We start from the raw sequence: 16,815 nt of genomic DNA, 5'->3' as shown, positions 1-16,815 counted from the left end.
ATGCCGGATTGCCGATAAGCGCATAACCGGTCGTCCGGCATTGCGCCCGTCGCGATCATCCAGATGGCTTTGACGACACTCCGTAAGCGGACGCCGCCGCCTGCGATCGGCCATTCACAGAAGGGGTCTTCTGGAACGCAGCGTCGCGAGATTTCGAAGCCGTTCGTGATCAAATTTGTTGAGAAAGGTCCGCTTCCGGCCAGCTGCGGTCGCGTTGGCGGGCGCCTGAGAATGATTGCGTTGGATGGATTCCGTCTGTCCCAACCACGGACCAGCAGCGGTGAAAGGCGTCACTCCGCATTTGGCCTGTTCACCTGGACACCATGAGCGATGGCTCAGCGCAGGCAGGCAGGCAGAACCTCCCCTGGTCGTCGCGGATGAGAAAAATATTTGATCGAGCTTCCCCGAACAATAGTTTTAAATTCCTTTGACGGCATAGGTGAAATTCCAATAGATATGCATTAGTTGAATTTCCTAAATTTTCGCGCGACTTTCCGCGAAATATTCAGCCAGATATGCATTCATTTTCATTTCGAAAAGCTGCCGGAGCGATGGCGTCATCAGCACCACCGCCCTTGCCCAGTCTTCAGAGACCGCCGGATGAGGCAAGAAAGCAGTTGAGCCAGTCCTCGCCGCGACGGTTGCAGCCTGCTCCTTCCGTTACGCCGGGGCCTCGAGCGAAGTCGGGCGAAACCCCGATCCTCGCCGTCGAAAAACTGACGCTGGCCTTTGGCGGAACCGTTGCCTTCGAGGCGATCGACCTCTCCGTCCAACCCGGTGAGATCCATGCGGTCATCGGGCCGAACGGCGCCGGGAAATCGTCCCTCATCAATGCGATCAGCGGGCTCTATGCCCCCCAATCGGGAAGCGTGAGCATCGGTGAAGCCCGCTTCACCCGCATCCCGGCGGGGCGGCTGGCGGCGCTTGGGGTCGCGCGCACGTTCCAGAATCTCGCACTGTTCAATGGACTGAGCGTCTTCGACAACGTGCTGTCCGGCCTTGCGGGCGCGCAGCGGGCTGGGCTCGCGGCGCAGTGGCTTGGCTTGCCGCATGCCCGGCGTGAGGCGCAGGTTCACCGGGAGCGCGCGGCGGAGGCGATCGCCCGTCTCGGCATCGGCGAGGTCGCGCATCGGCCGGTCGGCACCCTGCCATTCGGTGTTCAGAAACGGGCGGAACTTGCCCGCGCCCTCGTCGCGAGGCCGCGCCTTCTGCTTCTGGACGAGCCGATGGCGGGCATGACCGCCACCGAAAAGGCCGAGATGAGCCGCTTCATTCGAGAGGCGAGAGAGGACCTCGGCTGCGCCATCGTCCTGATCGAGCACGATATCGGCGTCGTGATGCGCCTTTCGGATCGCGTGACGGTGCTCGACCACGGGCGCCGGATCGCGCAGGGGACGCCTGCGGAGGTTCAGGCCGATCCGGCGGTCGTCGCCGCCTATCTTGGCGTCGAGGGCGACCCCGAGAGCGAGGCGGCATGAACCCCGAGCTCTCCTTTTTCGTCGAAGTCGTTGTCGGCGGCTTGCTGTCGGGCGTCATGTACGCCCTCGTCGCGATCGGCTTCGTGTTGATCTACAAGACGTCGGGCGTGCTCAACTTCGCGCAGGGCGCGATGGTGCTGTTCGCCGCGCTGACCTTCGTCAGCCTAGTGGAGTGGGGGCTGCCCTTCCCGGCGGCCCTCATCGCAACGCTCGCCGTGATGGTGGTGGTCGGCCTCGCCGTCGAGCGGGCGGTGCTGCGCCCCTTGGTCAACCAGCCGCCGATCACACTGTTCATGGCCACGCTCGGGGTCGCCTACGTGATCGAGGGCGCGGCGCAACTCGTCTGGGGCACGCAAGTCCACGGGCTCGATCTCGGCATCGACGATACGCCGCTCGAATTCGGCGGTGTTCTGGTGAGCCGGTTCGATCTGTTCGCCGCCGCCGTCGCGGGGCTGATGGTGGCGCTGCTCACCCTGTTCTTCCGCTACACCCGCACCGGCCTCGCCTTTCGCGCAGTAGCCGACGATCCCCTGGCGGCGCTCTCTATCGGGCTGCGTCTGCCGCGGATCTGGTCCGCCGTCTGGATCGCCTCCGGGATCGTCGCCCTGGTGGCGGGTCTGCTCTGGGGCGCGCGGCTCGGCGTGCAGTTTTCCCTCTCCCTCGTCGTGCTCAAGGCGCTGCCGGTGCTCGTGCTGGGCGGCTTCGATTCTATCGCGGGCGCCATCGTGGCGGGGCTGATCGTCGGGGCCGCCGAGAAACTCGCCGAGGTCTATCTCGGCCCCTTCATCGGTGGCGGCATCGAAGGCTGGATCGCGTACGTGGCGGCCCTTGCCCTCCTGCTCATCCGCCCCTCCGGCCTGCTCGGCCAGCGCAGCGTCGAGAGGGCCTGACCCGATGTCGACCGCCCTCGACCTCCCGGCCAAACCGCGGGACCTCTCCGGCCCCGTCGGCATCGCGCTCCTCCTCGCGCTCGCATTCGGTCTCGTGCCGCTGACGGCCAGCGATTACCTGTTCGAGGCGATCCTGACGCCGTTCCTGGCGCTGGCGCTGGCGGGACTCGGGCTGAACCTGCTCACCGGTTATGCCGGGCTTCTTTCGCTCGGCTCGTCGGCCTTCATGGCGGTGGGGGCCTACGCCGCCTTCAACCTGTCCTTGCGCGTGCCCGGCCTACCCCTGCCCGTATCGATCCTCGGAGCGGGATTGGTGGCCGCCGCAGCCGGACTCGTGGCGGGCCTCCCCTCCCTGCGCCTCAAAGGCTTCTACCTCGCCGTCTCGACGCTCGCCGCGCAGTTCTTCGTCGCCTGGGCCCTGAACCGGATCGGCTGGCTGTCGAACGACAGCCCCTCGGGGGTGATCAACGCCCCGCGTCTCGTAGTGGCGGGCCAGTCCTTCGAGGACGCCCGGGGGCGCTATCTGTTCTCGCTCGCCATCGTCTCATTCCTGACCTTCGCCACAGGGCGGCTCGTGAACTCGCCGACCGGCCGGAACCTCGTGGCCATCCGCGATTCCGAGGTCGCCGCGCGCATCGTCGGCGTGAAGGTGGCTCGGACCAAGCTGCTGGCTTTCGCACTCTCTTGCTTCATTGTCGGCATCGCCGGGGTCCTCTGGGCTTTCGCCTACCTGCGCACCGTGGAGCCGGCGGGGTTCAACCTCGACCGTTCCTTTCAAATCCTGTTCATCGTCATCATCGGCGGACTCGGCACCCTGCGCGGTGCCTTCCTCGGCGCGGGCTTCATCGTTGTGCTGCCGCTGGTGCTGTCTCGCCTCGGCGCCGCCCTCCTCGGCGATAGCTTCGATTCCGGCACCCTCGAGATGGTCCAGCGCATCGTGCTCGGCGCGCTCATCGTCATTGTGCTGATCCGCGAACCCGCCGGCCTCTCAGCCCTCCTCCACCGGACCGCGCGCCGCCTGCGGCTGTCCGCCTGATCCTGCCCTATCCGAAGGAGTCCGCCATGCCCCGCTCGACCTCGATCCGCGCCTTGCTCGCGGGCGCTGCCCTCCTAGCGCTGGGAGCAGGCGCTTCCGCCGATGAGCAATACTTCCCGCTGCAGAGCTACCGGGTCGGGCCCTACGCCGCCGGGGGCACCGGCTTCTTCGGTGGCTTCATCGATTACTTGAACCTCGTGAACAGCCGCGATGGCGGCGTGAACGGGGTGAAGCTCACCTGGAGCGAGGGTGAAACGCAGTACGAGGTGGAGCGCGGCGTCGAGGTGTACGAGCGGCTGAAGTCGCGCCCCGGCATCGCCGCCTGGAACCCGCTCTCGGTCGGCATCGCCTACGCCATGATCGACCGCATCACCGCCGACAAGGTGCCGCTCATCACGATCAACCACGGCCGCACGGATTCCACCGACGGGCGGGTCTTTCCCTTCGTCTTCCCGCTGCTCCTGAACCCCTACAGCGAGACCTCGGGGATCGTCGAATACCTCGCCACCCGCGAGGGCGGGCTCGACAAGCTGAAGGGCAAGACCATCGCCGTGCTTTACCACGGCTCGCCCTATGGCAAGGAGACGATCCCGATCTACGAGCTGCTTTCCAAGAAGTACGGCTTCAAGGTCGAGCAGATCGAGGTGCCGCATCCCGGCAACGAGCAGCAATCGCAGTGGCTCACCATCCGCCGCCTGCGGCCCGATTACGTGGTGCTGCGCGGCTGGGGCGTGATGAACCCGGTGGCGCTCAAGACGGCCCAGAAGACCGGCTTTCCCGCCAACCGCATCGTCGGCAATGTCTGGTCGAACTCCGAGGAGGACGTGATCCCGGCGGCCGACGCCGCCAAGGGCTACGTCGCCATCACCACTCAGGCCTCCGGCGCGCAATATCCGGTGATCCAGGAGATCGTCCGCACGGTCTACGACAAGGGCGCGGGCAATCTCTCGGACAAGAAACGGATCGGCAGCGTCTATCACAACCTCGGCGTGCTGAACGGCATCCTCAACGTGGAGGCGGTGCGGATCGCGCAAGCCAAGTTCGGCCACCGCACCCTGACGGGCGATGAGGTTCGCTGGGGCTTCGAACATCTGCGGCTCGATGAGGCGCGGGTCGAGGCGCTGGGCGCCAAGGGCCTGTTCCACTCGATCAATGTGACCTGCGCCAACCATGAGGGCGAAGGTCGCGTCACCTTCCAGCAATGGGATGGCACCCAGTGGAAGGTGGTGTCCGACTGGATCAAGCCGGATTGGGCCTCCCTGCGCCCGATCATCGAGGCGTCCTCGACGGCCTATGCCAAGGAACGCGGCCTGACACCCCGCGATTGCGCGGCCGAGGAGCAGGCGGACATCCAGTCCGGCAAGCGGGCCTCGGTGGACGGCAAGTGACCACCGCGCCCGGAGAAGATCTGCTCCGCGTCGAGGCGCTGGAAGCGATCTACGGCGGCGGCATCCGGGCCCTGTCCGGTGTCGATCTGACCGTGCGCGAGGGCGAGATCGTCGCCCTCGCCGGGTCGAATGGCGCGGGTAAGACCACGCTGCTCCGCGCCATCGCGAACCTCCTGACCGCCACCGGTGGAAGGATTACCGCAGGCCGCGTGGCCTACGCGGGACGCGATGTAGCGCGAACCCGCACCGATGTTCTGGTCCGCAACGGGCTCGTGAGCGTGCTGGAGGGACGGCATTGCTTCAGAAGTCTCACCGTCGAGGAGAACCTCATCGCAGGCGGGCTCGGTCGCGGCTCGGGACGGGCCGAACTCCAGGCCGACCTGCAGCGGGTCTACGCCCTGTTCCCCCGCCTCGCGCAGAAGCGCAGCCTGCCCGCTGGCCTGGTCTCCGGCGGTGAGCAGCAGATGACGGCCATTGGCCGGGCGCTGATGGGACACCCTCGCCTTCTGGTCCTCGACGAGCCCTCCATGGGTCTCGCGCCGCTCGTGACGGACGAGATCTACCGCATTCTCGGCGCCCTGAACCGCAGCGACGGGCTGACACTGCTCGTTGCCGAGCAGAACGTCGCCCTCGCTCTGCGTCACGCCCATCGCTGCGTCGTGCTAGAGACCGGCCGCTCGATCCTTGAGGGCCTCGCCGCAGACCTGCGTACCCGCGACGACATCCGGCAGGTCTATCTCGGACTGGGTCCGGCACAGCGCGTCTCCAAAAGACCTCCATTGCCCATGGAAGTTTGACGCTACCGAGATCAGGTGATCGGAGATAATTTCTCAGTTAATAAGATAATAAATCAGAATCAATACTAAACATAATGCGCGAAATTGACGCTCGAAACTTTAAGATATTCTACCGCGCGCAAGGCGATTGAAGAAAATTTATGCGTCCAATTCTCTCACAAATAGCTGTGGGCGTGTCTCACTATTCCTGCCGTGTTGTCTTATCCGGTGCGCTGGCTCTGAGCCTCACACCTGCCACGAACCTCGGCTGCTGCGAACCGGACGGTAGCCGCCTCCGGCGCTCGCTTCTGGCTTCGGCGCCGCCTTCAGCGCGGCACCTGGGCAAACGCGGTCAAGTGGCAGGTCGGGGTCGAGATCGTGGACGAACCGCCGGACCTCGACCTCGACGAATGGGATCACGTCACTGAGGCCAGCCTCGACCTTCCGTCAGGCAGGCTTGAAATCCACGAATGCACCGGAGGATCGCTCGACGTCCTGGCGGTCCTGACAGGTACTTAGCGGGTCCGGGCCTATCATGGCGGTCTGGGTACCCTAAGCGAAGATCGCCTCGACGGAGACGATCACTATCGGATCGTACTGTGGCCTGCTCCCTTTGCTAACCTCACCGTGCTGAAGCAGTACGTCGATCCGCGCACTGCAGTGTAAGCGCAATCTGGAGCGACGAGCGACCGCTTTCGGGCATCCTCTCGGGTGCCTGGAACGACTGAGTTGAATCGACAGAAGCTCGTCCGCCTTTTCGCCAGACACCACGAAGCGCCCGCCTGAACGTCTCAGATGGGTGGGTTCCCGCCTGTCTGCTTGCGGGCTACGAAGCCATAGATGTGGACGTCGCCACTTGGCCCGTCATGACATGAAGGAGAGAGTAGAGCAGTCGCTGCCTGCATCGGGCCTCGTGCTATCCTCCATGACGCCTTCGCGAGGTTTCAGACGAAGGATTGTAAATCTGTAGGGAGATATCGATGCCGCAGGACCAGATCGTCGTGGAAACCATGGTGCCCGTCCCAGTCGCGGAAGCCTGGGACGCCTACACTTCTCCCCACCGCATACCGCATTGGAACTTCGCGTCTGACGATTGGCATTGCCCAAGCGCGAGCGTGGATCTTCGGGAAGGGGGGCGGTTCTCATCGCGGATGGAAGCGAAAGACGGAAGCATGGGCTTCGATTTCGCTGGCACCTACACCAAGGTGATCGAGAACGAGCGGATCGACTACGATATTGGCGGCCGCAGTGCCACCGTAATGTTCATGCCGCAGGCCGAGCACACACGTATCAGAGTTTCGTTCGATCCTGAGACCAGCTTTCCCATCGAGCAGCAACGCAACGGCTGGCAAGCCATTCTCGATAATTTCGCCAAATATCTCGGCGCTTGAGTTACAAACGCTGAGAAGTGGTCGAGCAGTTATTCCGCAGCGGGCACTTTCCGATCGCAGCAGGGTCGCTTGGCGCCGAGTGTATGGCTGCTTTCGAGATGCGTCATTGGCTCCCCGCTTGGCCGACTTGGGTCGATAGAAGATCGTCCGCTTCTCTGGTCAACCCCCTCCGGAGCCGTCGTTCCGCTTTCGGCCAGACTACGTCACGCCGGATCGCTATCGAGCGCAGAACCGGACGTTCGGCTCTGCGCCAATTTTGTTGCGAAATTCGCCGTCCAAGTGGATCGGATGCAGGTCGGACGAGTGCGGCGGCTGGATCAGAGTCTGGCCCCGGCCGATCAGGCCGGGCTCGGCTGCGGCATCGGGGTCAGCTTGGCGAGTTGCTTCAGGTTCTGGGCTACCGCGGCGAGGCGGAACTCGCCCGCTCCAATCCCCCTTGCCGAAGCGTCAGCCGTCACGGCGCTCCCGCGCCTGGCACTTCCCGTGCCTGGCGGTTTCCAGACGCCCCGATGGGCGCCGTCGATCCGTTGCGACGCGAGCGGTGAAACGGGTCTCCCGGGGATGGTAGCCCGACGCCGCTCCGACGAGAAAGCGACCGACTCGACCCGTTCGGCAACGGCTCGGGTGCATCGATCCGGGCCGAGGCATCGGCCGAACTCGGGAAAGACGATGCCGAAACAGGAGGGGAGGGGGGAAAGACGCTCGAACGGCGTGAGCGCGCCCCTGCACCGGGCGGCTGTCGCAGCCTGTCGGAAGGTCGGCCCCCATCCCTCAAAGCGAACGCCCAGGGAGTGCTGAGCCACTCCCAGGGCGCCGCCTGGCCATCGTCGTCAGAGTGATCGGGCTGAGTTTAGGGCCAAACTTCGCAAGGCGGCGCATCAGAGCAACGACCGCCTCGGCTTGATCGACCCTGCCGACCTCGCGAAACCCGCGAAGACCGGCAGAGCGAACCCGAGGGATCAGAACCAGTTGACCTTGTAGTTGATACCGCCGCGGACGATGTTCCCCTCGGTCTTGAAACGCGAGATCGAGTTGAACGTCGGCGGGTTGGACGGAACGTCGGCCACCAGGACGTTGCGGCGGCCCAGGTCGTAGTGCAGATACTCGACCTTGAGCGTCACGGCGCTCGACCGGAAGAAGTTCAGGAAGTTATCGGTGGGCAGGGCATACTCGATACCGCCGCCGTAGGCATAGCCGGTCTCCATCGAGTCGGAACGGCCGGCCGCGAACACCACGTTGTTGATCCCGAAGGCGGGGGCGTTGATGCTGGTGGCGGTCTGATAGCGGACGTTGCCGTAGGCGAAGCCGCCAGTGCCGTAGATCATGAACCGGTCGAACGCATAGCCGATGCGGCCACGGACCGTGCCCAGGAAGTCGAGCGACTGCCGGGACGTATTGATCAGGGTGACGCCGGGAACGCCGATGCCGGCATCGACGACGCGGGTCCGCCGACGGTCGAGATCGGTATAGGCCGCATCGGCCTCGATACCGACAACGATGCCGGAGCCCGGCGTGAACTGATAGTTGTACCCGATCTGGCCGCCGCCGGTGAAACCGTCCTGCTTCGACCGGACGCTGGCCGCGCCAAGCTGGTTGATGACGAGCCCGGCGCCGCTGTTGTTGATCTCGAAGCTGCGGATGTTCTGGTTATCGCTCCAGGCGTAGCCGGCGTTCACACCGAAGTAAGCCCCGGTCCAAGTAAACACCGGAACCGGCGTGAATACCGGCGGGGGCGCGGCACGGCGCGGAAGATCTGCGGCGGAAGCCACGGCGGTAAGCGCCGTGAACATTGCCAGCGAGGTCGCCAGAGACTTCATAACTTGTGATTCCCCAAATATAATTCCGATCACATTGGGGTGTACGATGATTTCAGTTGCCTGTCTGTTGCCGATCAGACACAGACCCGAAACATTGGAAGTGTCGATACTGAAAGATCGGCAGCACGATCAATCGACATCACCTCATTTGAAAATGTAAAATGATATTCATGATCTTCCACAATGGTCGATGCTTTAATTACGTCGAACTCAAAGATTTCTTGTCAATTGATAATTGCAAAGCTTTCATGCGAAAGGAAATGGCGCAGTCGCAGCACCGATCAGCTTTCGATCTTGCACGATTGCCCGGCAAGCAAAGCACGACGAGGCCCGGCAGACCGCCGCCGGCACGGGCCATCGGTGATTGCTCCGTGCATCGATCCAGTCGGAGGCGTCAGCCGAGACTGGAAAAATTGATGCAAAAACAATGGGCGAGTGCAGACACGCATGGACGAGGTGTGTGCGTTGCTGCACCAACGGTCCGTTCAGGAGAGACGCGGCACCGTTCCTCGCCGCGTCCGCCCAGCATCGACCGAGAGTCGGCCGCCTTTGACATCAGCAGCTCAATCGCCTGCGCTCGCGGCGACCGAACGTGCGGTAATGGTGCAGGCCGGACTCGAACTGGCCACGCCGCACGGCTCGCAAGACGTCCGGGTTACAACGAAGGTAGTCGCGCTCATCGAAGCCACCGCCGTAGCCGCGACCACCGTAGCCCCGATCCTCGTAGCCGCCGCCCCCGTAGCCGCGCCCCTCGTAGCCACGCCCCTCGTAGCCGCCGCCCCCGTAGTAACCCTGGGCGGTAGCGGCGGAGACCGATCCCGCGATGCCCAACACGACGAAAGAGACTGCGCAAATAGCTTTCATGGTCTTTCCTCTCAACGGGTGCGATTAACGTAGCTGAGGGTCATTTGGTTCGGAACGCGGGATACGAAGCGCACCTGACCAAACCGCTGATCCCGTCGCACCCCACGCGATCGGCGCCCCCGCCGCCATCGGCTACTGTTCAACAATTATCAAGAGAGGACTGCTTGAATCCTCTTTAACGACCTGTGCTCTGCGTTCTTGAACTTCAGCAATGCGCAAACTGATCCTCGCTCCCATCGTCATCGCCATGCTGGCCGGCCCTGCCGGGGCCGCACCCTTGGCATCGCCGGGCGTCATCAACAACTGGCCTGATCTGCGGGCGGCGTTCGTCAAATGCTGGACGGTGCCGGAGGGCACGGAGGGGTCCCTGGTATCGTTCGCCTTCCTGCTCGACAGGGACGGGCGCTTGAGGGGGCCGCCGCGCATCCAGGGGCGCGTCCTGAAGGGCTCGCAGGAAGCCCAGCAGAAGTTCCTGGCCTCCGCCTATGGCACGTTGGAGCATTGCCTGCCGGTCGCTATTTCGCCGAGCTTCAGGGCGTCGATGGGCGAGACGCTAGTCAATCTCCGATTGGTCAACACGCCTCGCGAGCCCTCCCGGAACCTCGGCGCCTGGATGTCGATCTTCGCGGAGGAAACGAAGCCGCGCTGAGCCGCACCGTCGTCGCTCGGCCCGGCGAGCGGGGAGGCGGCGGTCGGCGCGGTCGTGCATGGAAGGCGGGAGACAGACTGGGCGCGAGGTCCTAGACTGTCGCCTTCAACGCATGGAGAGACGCGATGGGTCTGCTCGCCTTCATCCTGATCGGTGGCCCGTGGGTCGCCGCCACGGCCTGGGCATGGCACCGCGCCGGAGGCGTGGAGGCCTGGAAACAGGTCTTCGGCGACGCTCCGCCCAGCCGGTAGCCCCGAGACGGGCCGCCGCCCGCTTCCCTATACTTTTGCCTCGGTAGCGACCCCCGTCACCCCTGCGCCGCCTCGCTCGCACGCGGCTGATGCGCAGGCCCCTGCGGTCCACACGGCCGCGCCCCTATCCGGCACCGCGCCCCGGTGAACCGGAAGGCACTGGGTCCCGCCACTCGCTGACGCGCACTCGTCGTCATCGGGACGACGCGACTCATCTGTTGCCCACGGCGCCGCCGAGCAGGGTCGGCCGCCTGCAGCCGCCTCGTCCGCAAGCCTCGGCCGACACGGAAATCTCCGGCGGACGGCACGACCGGCGGGATCGGATCGGCCAGATCTCACCGCGATCGCGGCCGAAGCGTAGCAGGATTGCCACACATTTATCGCCCCCGCGCGATCTCGCTGCACTTCATAGCCGCGCCCGAGTGATCTTACCCGCTTTCGGCTTTTGAAGACCTCACTCCGCCATAATTGATGACATTACGCCAGACCCGTTCTTATAACTATAGACTATATATCATATATACTGATCATAAAAAGCGTTTGCGGAATCGTTTTTACCCGACAATGATACGGAACGTCGGGTCAATGCTCAGCAAAAGCCCGCCATAACCACTCTGCCTGATGAAGGCACAATCATAAATACCGCAGAAAGATCCAGACAACTGGACGATCTGCGCTCGGGTCTCGGATCTTTGGGGTTGGCGATGATTTTTCTGAAGAGAGCTCTGCTCGGCTCCGCCGCTGCACTTGCAACCGTCGGCGCGGCACACGCTGCCGACCTGCCCGCGAAGAAGGCCGCTGCGGTCGAGTTCGTCCGCGTCTGCTCGGCCTACGGCGCCGGCTTCTTCTACATTCCGGGCACCGATACCTGCCTGCGCATCTCGGGCCGCGCCCGCGCCGAGTACGGCTATCAGTCCAACGAGAACCGCAACGTCGGTAGCGGGAACGGCGACGTCTCGCAGTTCCGCGGCCTCCTCCGCATCAACATGGATGCCCGCACGCAGACCGATTACGGCACCCTGCGCGCCTTCATCCGCCTTGAGGCCGCCAGCCGCACCGGCGCGTTCATGACCTCCGGCACCCAGCAGCGCATCGCCAACGCCTACCCGGCGCTCGGTGTCGACCAGTTCGGCCGCGTGCAGCAATACGTGAACACCGACAAGGCGTTCATCCAGTTCGCCGGCCTCACCGCCGGTCGCGCCTCCTCGTTCTTCGACTTCTACGCCCACGACTTCGAGTTCGTCGGCGGCACGGCCGGTTCGGACGTCTCGTCCACCAACCTGTTGGCCTACACCGCCAGCTTCGGGAACGGCTTCTCGGCGACGATCTCGATGGAAGATCCGAACTTCCGCCACAACACCGTCTACAGCGCGGCGGCCGCGGGCGCGGGCGCGGCGGCCGGCACCAGCGGGACTTCGACGTTCTTCAGCAGCTACTCGCTGACCCCGCTGATCCTTCAGCAAGCGGCCAACGGCAACGCCACCCTCGTCGGCTTCCAGGACGTGATCGAGCGCTCCCGCATGCCCGACTTCGTCGGTGTGCTGCGCTACGACTCCGCCTGGGGTTCGGCCCAGATCTCCGGCGCCGTGAAGGACGTCAACATCGGCAGCTCGTACAACCAGGGCTTCCTCGGCGCGACCGGCGTCACGCTGCCGATCGCCAACTCCGCGGCGGCCATCGCCCTCGCCAGCGCCCGCGGCATCCGCGGCGGCTCGCAGACCACCGAGGGCTTCGCGGTCCAGGGTGGCCTGAAGATCAACACCCCCTTCATCGCCCCCGGCGATGCCCTGTACCTCCAGGGTGCCTACGGCGAAGGCGCCAACGTCTACACCGGCGTGACCGCCTACACCGGCACCTACACCCAGTCCGGCACGCCGACCAACGGCGGCCCGTTCGCGCAGTACCTCTCCGATGCGGTCGTGAACCCGCTCACCGGCAAGATCCAGCTCACCGAGAGCTTCAGCGTGGTGGGCTCGTTCCTCCACTATTGGACCCCGTCGGTCCGCTCGGCGGTCTTCGCCAGCTACTCCGAGACCAACTTCGGCAAGGGCGCCCGTGCTGCCCTCAGCCTGACCCAGGGCCTCGTCGGCGGCAGTGCCGGCGCGACCTCCATCGTCACCAATCCGGCCCTGTTCGCCCTCAGCCCCGTGCTGCGGGACAGCTACCAGATCGTGGCGGGTGCCAACCTGATCTGGTCGCCGGTGAAGGATCTCGATATCGGCGTCGAGGGCAACTACATCAACACCGGCATGAAGTCCGGTCGCGTCATCGACCAGACCAAGACCACGGGCGTGAACGCCGCGAACTTCGCAGCCCTCAACGCCGCCGGCGCGATCAAGACCCTCAACAACTACGACGCCGCTCAGGTTCGCTTCCGCGTCCAGCGCGACTTCTGATCACCGATCTCGGCCGGGATTCTCCAAAGCCCCGGCCGCGATATCCCCCGTGCAGAGGGATACGACTGCCCGGCCTCGTGCCGGGCATTTTCGTGTCGGCCGTGTCCTCGGGCGCCCCGCTCGTGTGCGGCCCGAAACGCCAGCACATCGCCCGCCGCCGGGAACGCCACCGAAAACGCCACCTGCGCCCGTCGCAGGAGAGTGGGCGCAGGGCAGCGAGCCGCGTGACCACCGGGGCTCCCCGGGTGCGGCTACTGCATCCGCAGGGGCATCGCCTCGATGGCGATCTCGCCGACGCCCCGGGCGGCAAGGCCCTCGCGCAGGGGCTGGGTCAGGCAGGAGCCCGCCGTGAAGGCCGCGTGGACCGTCGCGCCGTCGGCACCGAGGCTTCGCTGACCGGGTCCTAGGAGTTGTACCACCCGCCGGGCGATGGCCGGAGCGGGGTCGATCCAGCTCACCGGCCACGGAGCCAATTCCCGCAGGCGCGGCAGCAGCAGCGGATAATGCGTGCAGGAGAGGCACACCACATCGGTGCGCCGGCCGTCCTCCCCGGTCACGAAGCAGGGGGCGATCTCCGCCCGGAGCGTCCCGTCGTCCACCGGGTTACCGGCCATCTCGGCCTCTGCGAAGGCCGCGAGGTTCTGCGAGCCGACGAGGGTGACGGCGCAGGCGGCGGCGTAGGTCGCGATGAGGTCGTGGGTGTAAGACCGCGCGACGGTGCCGGGTGTCGCGAGCAGGGTCACGAGGCGCGAGCGCGTGGTCTCCGCGGCCGGCTTGATCGGCGGCACCACCCCGACGAAGGGTGTCGTGAAGCGCTGGCGCAGGGCAGGTAGCACCAGGGTCGAAGCGGTGTTGCAGGCGATGACCACCAGATCCGGCCGGTGCGTCGCGATCAAGCGCTCCATCACGTCGAGCACGCGTGCGATCAGGGTCGCCTCCGACAGGCGGCCATAGGGGAACGCCGCGTCGTCGGCGGCATAGACATAGCGGGCATCGGGCCGCGCCCGGCGTACGGCGTCCAGGACGGTCAGGCCGCCGAGGCCTGAATCGAACAGGAGGATCGTCGGCTCCGGTGCCCCGGCGACCGGCGCGAGGGAAAGCCCGGCCCCTGCCATCAGGTCGATCCGCATCGCAACACCCACCCCTCGCAAGATTTCGCCCGGCACTCTCCCCGCCGGACGGTTAAGGCCACCTGACCGAGGCGCGAGAAAGGCCCACAATTCCGCCAGGACTCCCGTAACGGCCAAGGTGGGCAATCGGCTCCACGCCGCCCCGGCCGACAGAATTGACGCGCCCAGGTTGCTCGCCGGGCGGGGGGACCTATCTGCCACGCTCGGCCTCGGATCGGGAACGTCGTTCTCTCGCACACCGGCCGGAAGGGAATGTTTGCATGGCAGCCATCGCCGCCCGCCGCGCGGACAGCGCGCCGTCCGCCCCGCTCGTGCCCCGCGCGACCGCCTTCCCCCCGCCCGTGATCGGGCCGGGCGCGGTCGATCGCCAAGCCTGGATCGCCGCCTACCGCGAGGTCCGCGCGGAGACGGAGCGGCGCGCGGCCCCGCTCTCGCCGGAGGACCAGCAGATCCAGTCGATGGAGGATGCGAGCCCGACGAAGTGGCACCGGGCGCATGTCACGTGGTTCTTCGAGCAGTTCCTCCTCGCCGAGCACCTGCCGGGCTACACGATCCACGATCAGCGCCTGCACTATCTGTTCAATTCGTATTACGTCGCCGCCGGGCCCCGTCAGCCGCGCACCCAGCGCGGGCTGATCACCCGCCCCACCTGCGCGGAGGTGGCGACCTACCGCGCCCATGTCGACCGGGCGGTCGAAGCCCTGCTCGGCGAGGCATCAGAGTCGGCGCTCGGTGCCATCCTGCCGATCCTGGAGATCGGGCTCTATCACGAGCAGCAGCACCAGGAATTGCTCTGGACCGACATCCTTCACGCCTTCGCGCAGAACCCCCTCGATCCGGTCTACGATCCAGCGTGGCGCCTGCCTCGCGCCACCCGGGCGCCGGGGGCGGTCACCCTCGACCGGCAGGTCGCCGGCATCGGCCATGAGGGCGCGGGCTTCTCCTACGACAACGAGTCGCCCCGGCACGAGACGCTGATCCTGCCGGTGCGGATCGACCGCGCCCTGGTGACGAACCGCGACTGGCTGCGCTTCATGGAGGATGGCGGCTACGCCCGTCAGGAATTGTGGCTCAACGACGGGTGGTATGCCGGCCAGACCCAGAACTGGGAGGCCCCCGGCTACTGGCGCCGCGAGGGTGGGGGCTGGACGCAGATGAGCCTCGGCGGCCTGCGGCCCGTCGATCCGGACGCCCCCGTCTCCCATGTGAGCTACTACGAGGCCGACGCCTACGCCCGCTGGGCCGGGCGCGTCCTGCCGACGGAGTTCGAATGGGAGGTCGCGGCGCGCAGCGGCGACCTCGCCGACGCGGACGGCTTGGTCTGGCAATGGACCCGCAGCGCCTACCTTGCCTATCCGGGCTACCGGCCGCTGCCGGGAGCCCTCGGTGAATACAACGGCAAGTTCATGTCGAACCAGTTCGTGCTGCGCGGCTCCTCCGTCGCGACGCCGGCGGGCCATGCGCGGCCGACCTACCGCAACTTCTTCTATCCGCACCAGCGCTGGCAGTTCACCGGACTGCGGCTGGCCGAACCGCTCGCCTGAACGCGCGCGCCGCAACCCGGCGGGCTCCCCCGCCGTTTCCGATCCAGAGCGGAACCGCTCCGTTCAGGGCTCGGCCCCTTCCTCCGCGTCCCGATCCGGTGGGGACAGTGTCTGCAACGGAGTATCCCGTGACCGTCAACCCGATTTTTCCCGCCGCCGTCGCCGCCGATCCCGTTTTCCTCAGCGACGTGCGCGAGGGCTTCGGCGGCACGCGCAAGACGCTTTCGCCGAAATACTTCTACGATGCCGCCGGCTCGGAACTGTTCGAGGCGATCACCGCCCTGCCGGAATACTATCCGACGCGCACGGAGATCGGAATCCTCGACGCCCGCGGGCCGGACATTGCCGCCCTCCTGCCGCGCCACGCCGCACTGGTCGAGTTCGGCAGCGGCTCCACTGCCAAACTCCGGCGCCTGTTGCGCCACCTGCCGGACCTCGCGGCCTACGTGCCCGTCGATGTCTCCGGCGAGTTCCTGGCCGAACAGGCGGCGACCCTGCGGCACGACTTTCCCGGCCTCACCGTCGCCCCCGTGGTTGCAGACTTCACCCAGCACTTCGCGCTGCCCGAGAGCATAGCCGGGACGCCGCGGGCAGGCTTCTTCCCCGGATCGACGGTGGGCAACTTCGAACCGGCGGAGGCCGAGGTGCTGCTTCGCCGCTTCGGCGAGATCCTCGGCTCGGGCGCATTCCTGGTGCTCGGCGTCGATCTCGTGAAGGAGACGACGCGCCTGGAGGCCGCCTACGACGATGCGGCCGGGGTGACGGCGGCCTTCAACCTGAACCTGCTCAAGCGGATCAACCGCGAACTCGGCGGCGATTTCGACCTCGACGCCTTCGCCCACCGGGCCGTCTTCAACCGCGAGGCCTCGCGGATCGAGATGCATCTCGTTGCCCGCTCCGACCAGAGCGTCCGCATCGGCGGTGACGGCTTCTCCTTCCGCGAGGGCGAGTCGATTCATACCGAGAACAGCTACAAGTACACGCTGGAGAGCTTTCGCACCCTGGCGGGCCGGGCCGGCTGGCAGTCGGTGGAAGCCTGGACCGATGCCGAGGCGCTGTTCAGCGTCCACGTGCTGCGGCGGGACTGAGCGCCGCCCTCACGGGGCCTCGACCGGGAGCCGAATACGGCCATACCGGCTCAAGAATCTCCGTCCATGTGAGCGCGGCCAGGGAGCCATCAACGGGCGCGGATCGACGGCATCGGC

At 65.8% G+C, this 16,815-nt stretch carries 14 protein-coding genes; 11 read left to right on the top strand and 3 right to left on the bottom strand.

What is annotated here, in order from left to right:
• Positions 1-617 precede the first annotated feature (617 nt).
• From MFF06_RS03415 to MFF06_RS03390, 6 genes are all read left to right on the top strand, one after another.
• A complete protein-coding gene (locus MFF06_RS03415) occupies positions 618-1,478 on the top strand; it encodes an ABC transporter ATP-binding protein (RefSeq protein WP_238201597.1) in 861 nt (286 codons plus the stop codon).
• Complete coding sequence (locus MFF06_RS03410) at positions 1,475-2,368, top strand: branched-chain amino acid ABC transporter permease (protein ID WP_238201596.1); 894 nt, start codon at positions 1,475-1,477, stop codon at positions 2,366-2,368. The genes MFF06_RS03415 and MFF06_RS03410 overlap by 4 nt, the downstream gene beginning before the upstream one ends.
• A gap of 4 nt (positions 2,369-2,372) precedes the next feature.
• On the top strand, positions 2,373-3,404 hold the full coding sequence (locus MFF06_RS03405) for a branched-chain amino acid ABC transporter permease (RefSeq protein WP_238201595.1): 1,032 nt from the start codon (positions 2,373-2,375) through the stop codon (positions 3,402-3,404).
• Positions 3,405-3,430: 26 nt separating this feature from the next.
• Positions 3,431-4,792 carry an ABC transporter substrate-binding protein gene (locus MFF06_RS03400; protein ID WP_238201594.1) on the top strand — a complete coding sequence of 454 codons (1,362 nt, stop codon included), beginning with the start codon at positions 3,431-3,433 and terminating at the stop codon, positions 4,790-4,792.
• Positions 4,789-5,589, top strand: coding sequence for an ABC transporter ATP-binding protein (locus tag MFF06_RS03395; RefSeq protein WP_238201593.1), 801 nt, complete (start codon positions 4,789-4,791; stop codon positions 5,587-5,589). The genes MFF06_RS03400 and MFF06_RS03395 overlap by 4 nt, the downstream gene beginning before the upstream one ends.
• 959 nt (positions 5,590-6,548) lie before the next feature.
• Positions 6,549-6,959: an SRPBCC family protein gene (locus MFF06_RS03390; RefSeq protein ID WP_238201592.1), complete on the top strand. Its 411-nt coding sequence runs from the start codon at positions 6,549-6,551 to the stop codon at positions 6,957-6,959.
• A 959-nt stretch (positions 6,960-7,918) separates the two neighbouring features.
• Here the strand turns inward: MFF06_RS03390 and MFF06_RS03385 are convergent.
• Both MFF06_RS03385 and MFF06_RS03380 read right to left on the bottom strand, forming a co-directional pair.
• Positions 7,919-8,776, bottom strand: coding sequence for an outer membrane protein (locus MFF06_RS03385; RefSeq protein WP_238201591.1), 858 nt, complete (start codon positions 8,774-8,776; stop codon positions 7,919-7,921).
• 555 nt (positions 8,777-9,331) lie between these two features.
• Positions 9,332-9,640, bottom strand: a complete 309-nt coding sequence (locus tag MFF06_RS03380; protein WP_238201590.1) for a hypothetical protein — start codon at positions 9,638-9,640, stop codon at positions 9,332-9,334.
• Positions 9,641-9,851: 211 nt separating this feature from the next.
• On the opposite strand from MFF06_RS03380, the gene MFF06_RS03375 reads away from it, so the two are divergent.
• The 3 genes from MFF06_RS03375 (at position 9,852) to MFF06_RS03370 (ending at position 12,936) form a co-directional block, all read left to right on the top strand.
• Complete coding sequence (locus tag MFF06_RS03375; RefSeq protein ID WP_238201589.1) at positions 9,852-10,289, top strand: UCP034077 family protein; 438 nt, start codon at positions 9,852-9,854, stop codon at positions 10,287-10,289.
• 125 nt (positions 10,290-10,414) lie between these two features.
• Complete coding sequence (locus tag MFF06_RS22635) at positions 10,415-10,540, top strand: hypothetical protein (RefSeq protein WP_283207241.1); 126 nt, start codon at positions 10,415-10,417, stop codon at positions 10,538-10,540.
• A gap of 704 nt (positions 10,541-11,244) precedes the next feature.
• On the top strand, positions 11,245-12,936 hold the full coding sequence (locus tag MFF06_RS03370; protein WP_238201588.1) for a porin: 1,692 nt from the start codon (positions 11,245-11,247) through the stop codon (positions 12,934-12,936).
• A 251-nt stretch (positions 12,937-13,187) separates the two neighbouring features.
• Here MFF06_RS03370 and murI read toward each other — a convergent pair whose 3' ends face one another.
• Positions 13,188-14,066: a glutamate racemase gene (murI, locus tag MFF06_RS03365; protein ID WP_238201587.1), complete on the bottom strand. Its 879-nt coding sequence runs from the start codon at positions 14,064-14,066 to the stop codon at positions 13,188-13,190.
• 260 nt (positions 14,067-14,326) lie between these two features.
• Between murI and egtB the strand changes: the two genes are divergently transcribed.
• Together egtB and egtD are read left to right on the top strand one after the other, a co-directional pair.
• The gene (gene egtB, locus MFF06_RS03360) at positions 14,327-15,610 is read left to right on the top strand and encodes an ergothioneine biosynthesis protein EgtB (protein WP_238201586.1); all 1,284 of its coding nucleotides are present in this window, start codon (positions 14,327-14,329) and stop codon (positions 15,608-15,610) included.
• Between the two features lie 128 nt (positions 15,611-15,738).
• Positions 15,739-16,698: an L-histidine N(alpha)-methyltransferase gene (egtD, locus tag MFF06_RS03355; RefSeq protein ID WP_238201585.1), complete on the top strand. Its 960-nt coding sequence runs from the start codon at positions 15,739-15,741 to the stop codon at positions 16,696-16,698.
• Positions 16,699-16,815: the final 117 nt, after the last annotated feature.

This window comes from Methylobacterium aerolatum, from assembly GCF_022179085.1.
Lineage (GTDB): Bacteria > Pseudomonadota > Alphaproteobacteria > Rhizobiales > Beijerinckiaceae > Methylobacterium > Methylobacterium aerolatum.
Note: the sequence above shows the minus strand (reverse complement) of the source record. Positions and strands in the feature narration are given on the sequence as shown.

Excerpts from the sequence above, each read along its gene's own strand:
- MFF06_RS03410 (WP_238201596.1), top strand. The coding sequence starts at position 1,475 with ATGAACCCCGAGCTCTCCTTTTTCGTCGAAGTCGTTGTCGGCGGCTTG.
- MFF06_RS03405 (WP_238201595.1), top strand. The coding sequence starts at position 2,373 with ATGTCGACCGCCCTCGACCTCCCGGCCAAACCGCGGGACCTCTCCGGC.
- MFF06_RS03400 (WP_238201594.1), top strand. The coding sequence starts at position 3,431 with ATGCCCCGCTCGACCTCGATCCGCGCCTTGCTCGCGGGCGCTGCCCTC.
- MFF06_RS03390 (WP_238201592.1), top strand. The coding sequence starts at position 6,549 with ATGCCGCAGGACCAGATCGTCGTGGAAACCATGGTGCCCGTCCCAGTC.
- MFF06_RS03385 (WP_238201591.1), bottom strand. The coding sequence starts at position 8,776 with ATGAAGTCTCTGGCGACCTCGCTGGCAATGTTCACGGCGCTTACCGCC.
- MFF06_RS03380 (WP_238201590.1), bottom strand. The coding sequence starts at position 9,640 with ATGAAAGCTATTTGCGCAGTCTCTTTCGTCGTGTTGGGCATCGCGGGA.
- MFF06_RS03375 (WP_238201589.1), top strand. The coding sequence starts at position 9,852 with ATGCGCAAACTGATCCTCGCTCCCATCGTCATCGCCATGCTGGCCGGC.
- MFF06_RS22635 (WP_283207241.1), top strand. The coding sequence starts at position 10,415 with ATGGGTCTGCTCGCCTTCATCCTGATCGGTGGCCCGTGGGTCGCCGCC.
- MFF06_RS03370 (WP_238201588.1), top strand. The coding sequence starts at position 11,245 with ATGATTTTTCTGAAGAGAGCTCTGCTCGGCTCCGCCGCTGCACTTGCA.
- murI (WP_238201587.1), bottom strand. The coding sequence starts at position 14,066 with ATGCGGATCGACCTGATGGCAGGGGCCGGGCTTTCCCTCGCGCCGGTC.
- egtB (WP_238201586.1), top strand. The coding sequence starts at position 14,327 with ATGGCAGCCATCGCCGCCCGCCGCGCGGACAGCGCGCCGTCCGCCCCG.